Source organism: Microcystis sp. LE19-10.1B (assembly GCF_027530565.1).
Taxonomy (GTDB): domain Bacteria; phylum Cyanobacteriota; class Cyanobacteriia; order Cyanobacteriales; family Microcystaceae; genus Microcystis; species Microcystis aeruginosa.
In genome coordinates this window covers 1-5331 of record NZ_JAPZQM010000604.1, presented here as the reverse complement: position 1 = coordinate 5331, position 5331 = coordinate 1, and the positions used below count along the sequence as shown (strand labels likewise).

The 5331-nt window shown below is 42.4% G+C and carries 3 protein-coding genes and 1 pseudogene; 3 read left to right on the top strand and 1 reads right to left on the bottom strand.

Going from position 1 to position 5331, the window contains the following annotated elements:
- Positions 1-313 precede the first annotated feature (313 nt).
- From O9332_RS21745 to O9332_RS21735, 3 genes are all read left to right on the top strand, one after another.
- Positions 314-1525, top strand: a complete 1212-nt coding sequence (locus tag O9332_RS21745; RefSeq protein ID WP_223213003.1) for a pentapeptide repeat-containing protein — start codon at positions 314-316, stop codon at positions 1523-1525.
- Positions 1526-1635: 110 nt separating this feature from the next.
- A complete protein-coding gene (locus O9332_RS21740) occupies positions 1636-3294 on the top strand; it encodes a Ppx/GppA phosphatase family protein (RefSeq protein WP_002759586.1) in 1659 nt (552 codons plus the stop codon).
- Positions 3295-3509: 215 nt separating this feature from the next.
- On the top strand, positions 3510-5159 hold the full coding sequence (locus tag O9332_RS21735) for an alpha/beta hydrolase (protein WP_002759584.1): 1650 nt from the start codon (positions 3510-3512) through the stop codon (positions 5157-5159).
- Positions 5160-5247: 88 nt separating this feature from the next.
- On the opposite strand, the pseudogene O9332_RS28200 reads toward O9332_RS21735, so the two are convergent.
- Positions 5248-5331, bottom strand: a pseudogene (locus O9332_RS28200) (DUF3082 domain-containing protein); the annotation flags it as partial.

Below are 5331 nucleotides of genomic sequence, written 5' to 3'. Positions count from 1 at the left end.
AACGCTTTCAAGACTCGGTTAACAATTTGTAATATTCCTTGTTGACACCCTTACTGACAAAGAAAAAACTGAAATCAAGTCAGGATAAGAGTTGGAGTGCTTAATGAAAAAATTGTTAAGAAAGATCCCTATAAGGGATAGAAGGGTAGGGTTGATTCATGAATCAACCCTACTATGAATCGGCCCTAGTATTAAGGGGGGCAGGGAGGATCAAAGACAAAATCTATCTTCAATTTAATTATAACCACTTACTTACTTAGTTGTTATGAATTACATTAATCAATCAAGCAAAAAACAGACCTCCGTAATTTCTATGAAAGCAAGTGAGGTACTGGATTTATATGCCAAAGGGAAACGCAATTTTACAGGAGTAAAATTAAAAGGACAGTGTTTTCACGGACAGAATTTATCCGGGGCTAATTTTAGTCAAGCAGATCTGCGTGGTACTAATTTTCAAGGGGCTATTTTAGAGAGAACTAAATTTACCGAGGCCAGGGCAGGATTACTAAAGCGCGGTCGGCTACAATTAATTTTAATTTCTTGGTTAATAGCGGCTTTCTGCGGCTATCTGTGGGGATTAGCTGGTTATTATCTAGCTTTAATGCTGGTGACGGATGTAAGCCAATTTAAAATCATTGCTGCGGTGATAATCACGATTTTATCCCTAATTTACGGAAGATTTTATCGTCAGCGAGTTGGGGGATTACCCTTAGTTTTATCCTTGATTTCTGGTCAATCAACAAGTTTTATCCTAGCAATTTTTATCAGCTTAATTTTAAGTTTATTAACAGTAATTATACTAGCTTTTCAGAGAGCATTAGCAGGAATAGCCGTGATGAATGGAACTTTTTCTATAGCTTTGATTGTTGGGGTTTGTGGTACTTTATTCACCGCTTATCTGGCTTGGTTATCCCTAGAAGAATCAAGAGAAACGATGGCGAAATCGATAGCAATTGCTTTTTTAGCCAGTCAAGGTACAAATTTTTGCGGAGCAAATCTTAAAGAAGCTGATTTCACAGGAGCGCAATTAAAAGCCACCGATTTAAGGGCAAAAGATTTAACTAGAACTCGATTTTATCTGGTATCGGGCATCGAGCGAGCGCGTCGGGAAAAGACAATTCTGGACGAAGTTGCGATTAGAAATCTTCTGGTTACTGGTCAAGGGGAAAATAAAGCTTATATTGGCTATAATTTTCGCGGACTAAATCTTTCTGGGTTTAACTTCAAAAATGCCAACCTGAATAGGGCAAATTTGAGCGAGGCAAATTTAGCCTACGCTAATCTAGAAGGGGCAAATTTAGCCCATAGTAACGTGATGAGAGCCAATTTACAGGGAGCCACCCTGACGGGCGCTTGTATCGAAGCTTGGAAAATCGCCGAAAATACCAATTTAGAAGGGGTTGATTGTGATTATATCTATTTAGTCGAGTCCGAGGGAGAGCGCCGTCCCAGGGAGGGAGAATTTGGGGAAGGGGAATTCCGGCAATTGGCCCTGGAGCAGCGAAAATTGTATATTGACGAATAGGACAACTGCTATACAAAGCTAAAATTGCTGCGCCGAGGCGGACAATTAGAGGGATAATAAGACCAGCCTTAACACCTATCCCCCGACTGGTAACTGATCACTGATAAGCGATGGTGAATATTTCTAATCAAGTTACACCCAATCGGGAACTAGCGCCCCAGGCAAAAGTCCCCGATGTCCAAATCCTAGCGGCGATTGATATTGGTACGAATTCGGTTCACATGGTAGTGGTGAAAATTGAACCGTCTTTACCCGCTTTTACGATTATTGCCAGAGAAAAGGATACAGTCCGTCTGGGCGATCGAGATAGGAAAACTGGTAAATTAACCCTAGCGGCCATGGAAAGAGCGATCGCCGCTTTAAAACGCTGTCACGATCTGGCTATTAGTCTCCATGCGGATCAGATTATCGCTGTTGCCACTAGCGCCACCCGGGAAGCGACCAACGGCGACGAATTTTTGGCTTTAATCGAGAAAGAAGTCGGTATTTCTGTAAATCTCATCTCCGGACAGGAGGAAGCGCGCCGGATTTATCTCGGTGTCGTCTCGGGAATGGATTTCCAAAATCAAGCCCATATTATTATCGATATCGGTGGTGGTTCCACAGAATTAATCTTAGCTGATAGTCAAGAAATTCGCTTTCTTAGTAGTACCAAAATCGGCGCGGTGCGTTTGACCCAAGATTTGATCACCACCGATCCCATTAGTACCACAGAATTGGCCTATTTAAGAGCATACACCCGCGGAATGTTAGAGCGGGCAGTAGAGGAAATTAAACATCATTTACAGCTGGGAGAAGTGCCGCGTTTAGTGGGAACTTCTGGGACGATCGAAACTTTGATGACTATCCATGCTTTGGAGAAATTGGGGGAAATTCCCAATCCTTTAAATGGCTATCAATTAACCCGCAAAGATGTCAAAGAATTAGTCAAACGTTTCGCCACTTTGGACTATCACCAAAGACTGGCAATTCTGGGGATGTCCGATAAACGGGCTGAGATAATTCTAGCCGGTTCGATCGTGCTTTTGGAAGCGATGACCATGTTAGATGTTGATAAGTTAGTTCTCTGTGAAAGGGCCTTGCGAGAAGGGGTAATCGTCGATTGGATGCTGACGCACGGGTTAATTGATAATCGGTTACTTTATCAGAGTGAAATCCGTCAGCGCAGTGTCTTGAAAATAGCGAAAAAGTATCAAGTTAATTTAGAATCTGCTGAGAGAATAGCGGCATTTTCCCTGTCTTTGTTCGAGCAAACTCAAGGTCAATTACATTCCTGGAATCAGGAGGCTAAAGATCTATTATGGGCGGCGGCAATTTTACATAATAGTGGTTTATATGTTAGTCATGCTGCCCATCATAAACATTCCTATTATTTAATTCGCAATGGTGAACTGTTGGGCTATACAGAAACAGAGTTAGAAGTTATCGCTAATATCGCTCGTTATCACCGCAAAAGTAAACCGAAGAAAAGACACGATGATTTTATGAAATTAACGGAATATTATCAGTATATGGTCAGACATTTAAGTGCTATACTGCGCTTGGCCGTGGCTTTAGATCGACGACAAATAGGAGCGATTAAAAAGATTGAATGTAAGTATGATCCTGAATATAGAACCCTACATCTGCATCTTTTTCCCAATAATGCTGAAGATGATTGTGCTTTAGAATTGTGGAGTTTAGACTATAAAAAACCTGTTTTTGAGGAAGAATTTGGGGTGAAAGTAGTGGCAACTTTGGCATTTTTACCCTTAAATAATGAGCAGTGAGCGGTTATCATTGACTACCGCCGGTATTAGGTAGCTTGAAATCGGCGAGATTGGAATTTTCGAGACTTGTTACCCGTTATTCTAGGTCAAGATTATCGACCGTGGCAAATTGATAATTTTTGTTGATAGTCAAGCAAAAAAAACGTTAAAAACTGCGAAGTTACTGTTATAATGCAGAGGGAATAGGAACGCAGGAAGAAAAGGAGCAGAAAAACTTGTTGCAATTAGCTAAAATCGGTCGCTTGATCGCTCTGGGTTGCTTAGGAACAATACTGACTAGCTTCCCTGTCCTCTCGGCCGAGAGAATCACTTTTATCTTAGCGCCCTTTAGTCGTACCCTAGAAATTAGTTCCCTAGAAAAGTTTGCCAAAACTGGCAGAATTGACGCTAATCTAGGACAATATTTAGGTAATACAACTGCGGAACAACAAAAAGAATTTCGGCAAGCTTTAACCACAAGTAAAGAAATTAATCCCGTCCTGATCTCGCGCTTTTTTAACACCAGAATGGGGGAAGATATTCTCAACCTTTTAGGGGAACTGATCACCATTCAAGGGGGTATTAATGGTAAATTTGCCCTGCGTTCTGCCCTAATTAAATCGGCTTTTGAACCGGGAGGGGTAACTATTCTTAATCTGCTGCGTAATCTGCCCACTAATATGCAGATTGATGTGACAAAAGTGCAAAGACTAGCTCGGGCGATCGATGTCGTCCTGAAAGCCACCACAGTATTCACGGAAAAGGTGGCGCAATTATCCTTAGAAGAAGCTAAAAAGGCCGGTGAAATTAATTTTACCGCCATGACTGACCCCCGACAACCCGGACCGCAACAAGTGGAACAGATGCGGCTGGATTTAACCGATAGCCGTCGTCAGAGGGAACTTTATCTAATTATTGTCAAACCCAAGGGGCAATTAACCCAGAAAACCCCCGTTATCGTCTTTTCCCACGGTTTAGCTTCTCGTCCTGAAGATTTTGTCCGACAAGCGGAACATTGGGCTAGTTACGGTTATCTCGTCGCCATACCCCAACACCCCGGCAGCGATACCCTACAGGTGCAGAATCTGCTCGCTGGTTTATCGCGGACGGTTTTTTATACCAACGAATTTGTCAATCGTCCATTGGACATATCTTTTGTGATCGATGAATTGCAAAGACGCAACGCGGGGGAATTTCAGGGGCAATTAGATGTAGATAATGTGGGAGTTGGTGGACATTCCTTCGGCGGTTATACAGCCTTAGCTGTGGGTGGAGCGACAATCGATTTCGAGAATTTACAACGGGACTGCCAAAGAAGATTGGCTTTTCTCAATGTCTCCCTCTTGCTGCAGTGTCGTGCTTTGGATTTACCGCGAGAAGAATACAACTTTCGCGATCCGAGAATAAAAGCGATTTTTGCGGTTAATCCGTTTAATTGGAGTATTTTCGGGGCTAAAGGACTGGCTAAGATCGAAATTCCCACTTTTGTAGCGGCAGGAACCTACGATCCCGCTACCCCCGCTATTTTTGAACAGGTGCGCTCTTTTCCCCTGCTCAACACCGAAAATAAATATTTAGCTCTGATTGAAGGTCAAGCTCACGTCGATTTTTCGGTACTAGATGCGGGAATTAACGAAGCGATCGAATCCGTAGCCGATCTTACCCTGCCCGCACCATATCTGATCGATAGTTACGCCCATTCTCTATCTTTGGCCTTTTTTGAGGTGTATATTCGCAAAAACCCCGGCTATAAACCTTTTTTACAGGCGGCCTATTCCCAATATCTCAGTCAAGGCCAAGAGTTTCGATGTTTTCTGATTACCCGCGCCTCCTCGGCCGCTTTAGAACAACTCATCGAAGATTTTACCGCTCAAAATGTCCGTTAATCAGTTATCAGTTATCAGTTCACTGTTTACTGTTTACTGATCACTGAAAAGCTCCCCACTTCCCCACTTCCAATTCATAATTCATAATTTATGTTTGTTGAGGGCGTTTAAGCAGTAATTGGATAGCCAAAAGAATTAAACCAATGGTGACAAAAGCAAAAATAAAGGTTCC

What these genes read in the sequence shown, in the direction of transcription:
- O9332_RS21745 (WP_223213003.1), top strand. Translation starts at nt 314, where the DNA reads ATGAAAGCAAGTGAGGTACTGGATTTATATGCCAAAGGGAAACGCAAT.
- O9332_RS21740 (WP_002759586.1), top strand. Translation starts at nt 1,636, where the DNA reads ATGGTGAATATTTCTAATCAAGTTACACCCAATCGGGAACTAGCGCCC.